This window comes from Candidatus Marivariicella framensis (genome assembly GCF_982709265.1).
Genome location: NZ_CEXPNT010000051.1, coordinates 1 through 2,063, shown reverse-complemented (window position 1 = coordinate 2,063; position 2,063 = coordinate 1). Strand labels below are relative to the sequence as shown.

3 protein-coding genes are annotated in these 2,063 nt (G+C 31.6%); all 3 read left to right on the top strand.

The features are described 5' to 3' along the window. Positions 1-180: 180 nt before the first annotated feature. Complete coding sequence (locus tag AC34EU_RS08765) at positions 181-501, top strand: 2Fe-2S iron-sulfur cluster-binding protein (RefSeq protein ID WP_489696230.1); 321 nt, start codon at positions 181-183, stop codon at positions 499-501. Further along, positions 501-1,517 (top strand): NAD(P)/FAD-dependent oxidoreductase, encoded by a 1,017-nt coding sequence (locus AC34EU_RS08760; protein WP_489696229.1) that lies wholly within the window; start codon positions 501-503, stop codon positions 1,515-1,517. Before AC34EU_RS08765 ends, AC34EU_RS08760 begins: the two co-directional genes overlap by 1 nt. Beyond that, on the top strand, positions 1,514-2,063 hold a 550-nt coding region (locus AC34EU_RS08755), incomplete at its 3' end, for a glutathione binding-like protein (protein ID WP_489696228.1). The genes AC34EU_RS08760 and AC34EU_RS08755, both read left to right, overlap by 4 nt.

Below are 2,063 nucleotides of genomic sequence, written 5' to 3'. Positions count from 1 at the left end.
CACTGAACATCATTTACAATGCAGCTGACTTCTTAAACAAAATTGCATTTGGTCTAATTATTTGGGCTGCGGCAATGCAATCAGGTGGTAGAGCTAAGAATTAGTTAAACCTAAAGTATTTTAAATAGGGCGAGTAAATTTGTTACTTGCCCTATTTTTTTTTATACCCATATAATATTCATGCCTAAAATTACTTATATTTCAAGTGAGGAAAAGATAACTACCATAGAAGTAACCAATGGTTTGACGGTTATGGAGGGAGCAGTACAAAATGATATTCAAGGAATTGATGCAGATTGTGGAGGAGGAATGGCTTGTGCTACCTGCCATGTTTATGTCAAAGATGACTGGTATGATAAAATTCCAAAAAAAACAGACGGAGAAGAAGATATGTTAGATATGGCTTTTGAACCTAATAAGTCTAGTAGATTAAGCTGTCAAATAACTGTTACAGATGAACTTGATGGTTTAGTTGTAAAAATGCCAAGTAAGCAGGGGTAATGATAAAAACTGATACTTTAGTTATTGGCGCTGGTCCAGTTGGTATTTTCTGTGTTCATCAATTAGGAATTATTGGCCTTAAGAGTGAAGTGGTGGACAACCTAGATAAAATTGGTGGTCAATGTATCGAACTTTATCCTGATAAACCAATCTACGATATTCCTGCAGTTCCTGAATGTACTGGAGAAGAATTAACTAATAATTTAATTGAACAAATCAAAGCATTTAAAACAAACTTCCATTTAAATGAAAGAGTAGAAGAAATTAAAAAAGTTGAAAAAAAATGGATTACAAAAACCAATAAAGGGACTGAATTTGAGTCATCAAGCATAATTATAGCAGCAGGAGTAGGTTCTTTTGAGCCAAGAAAATTTTCAACAAAAGAAATTGATAAGTTTGTAGGAAAAGAAATACTTTATTCAATTAGAGACAAAACAGTCTTTAAAGATAAGACAGTTTGTATTTTTGGTGGAGGAGACTCAGCTTTAGATTGGGCAATTGAGCTATCAAATACTTCTAAAGTTATACTGGTTCACAGAAGAGATGAGTTCAGAGGAATGCAAGCAAGTATTGATAAGGTTACTCAATTAAAAGAAGAAGGAAAAATAGAAATTTATACAAAATATCAACTAGATGCAGTTCAAGGAAGTGAAAAAGTTGAAAGTATCAGTATAAAACATGATGATAAAACAATAAAAGAAATTAAAACTGATTATGTTTTAGGTTTTTTTGGATTAATCATGCAGCTTGGACCAATAGCAGACTGGGGTTTAAATTTGAATAAAAAAACAATACCTGTAAATACTGAAAGTTTTGAAACTAATAAAGAAGGAATTTTTGCAATTGGAGATATTTGTTCTTATCCAGGTAAGCTTAAATTAATTCTCTCAGGATTTCACGAGGGTGCTCTTGCTGCTAGAGGATGCTTTAAATATGCAAAACCAGATGAAAAATATAGATTTGAATTCACTACATCTTCAAAAATAGTGAAAGATCGATTGGGTGTTAAGGAGTGATTGAGCTTTTTACCGCAGCAACTCCAAATGGTATTAAAATTTCAATAATGCTTCAAGAAATAGATTATGAATTTAAAGTTACAAAAATCGATTTATCTAAAGACGAACAGTTTAAAGAAGAGTTTAAAACTATAAGCCCATTTAGTAAAATTCCAGTAATTATAGACCATAGTAATAATCAATCAGTATTTGAGTCTGGAGCAATTCTTATTTATCTTGCTGAAAAAAGTAATAAATTTTACGAAACCAATAAACGTACCATTATTAATCAATGGTTAATGGGGCAAATGGGTTATGTTGGCCCTATGCTTGGACAGCATCATCAGTTTCACCACTATAATCCGGGAAAAAGTGAATTTGGAGAAGAAAGATATTTCAAAATAGCCAAAAGAATTTATGAAGATCTAGATGAAAGATTGTCTAAATCAAAATTTTTAGCGAGTGAAAATTATACTATTGCAGATATTGCAACTTGGCCGTGGATAGCAAGACACGAATGGCATGATATTGGATTAAAAAAATACAAAAATTTAACCAGATGGTATT

Bases quoted from the DNA above. Each gene is read 5' to 3' on its own strand.
- AC34EU_RS08765 (WP_489696230.1), top strand. From the start codon at position 181: ATGCCTAAAATTACTTATATTTCAAGTGAGGAAAAGATAACTACCATA.
- AC34EU_RS08760 (WP_489696229.1), top strand. From the start codon at position 501: ATGATAAAAACTGATACTTTAGTTATTGGCGCTGGTCCAGTTGGTATT.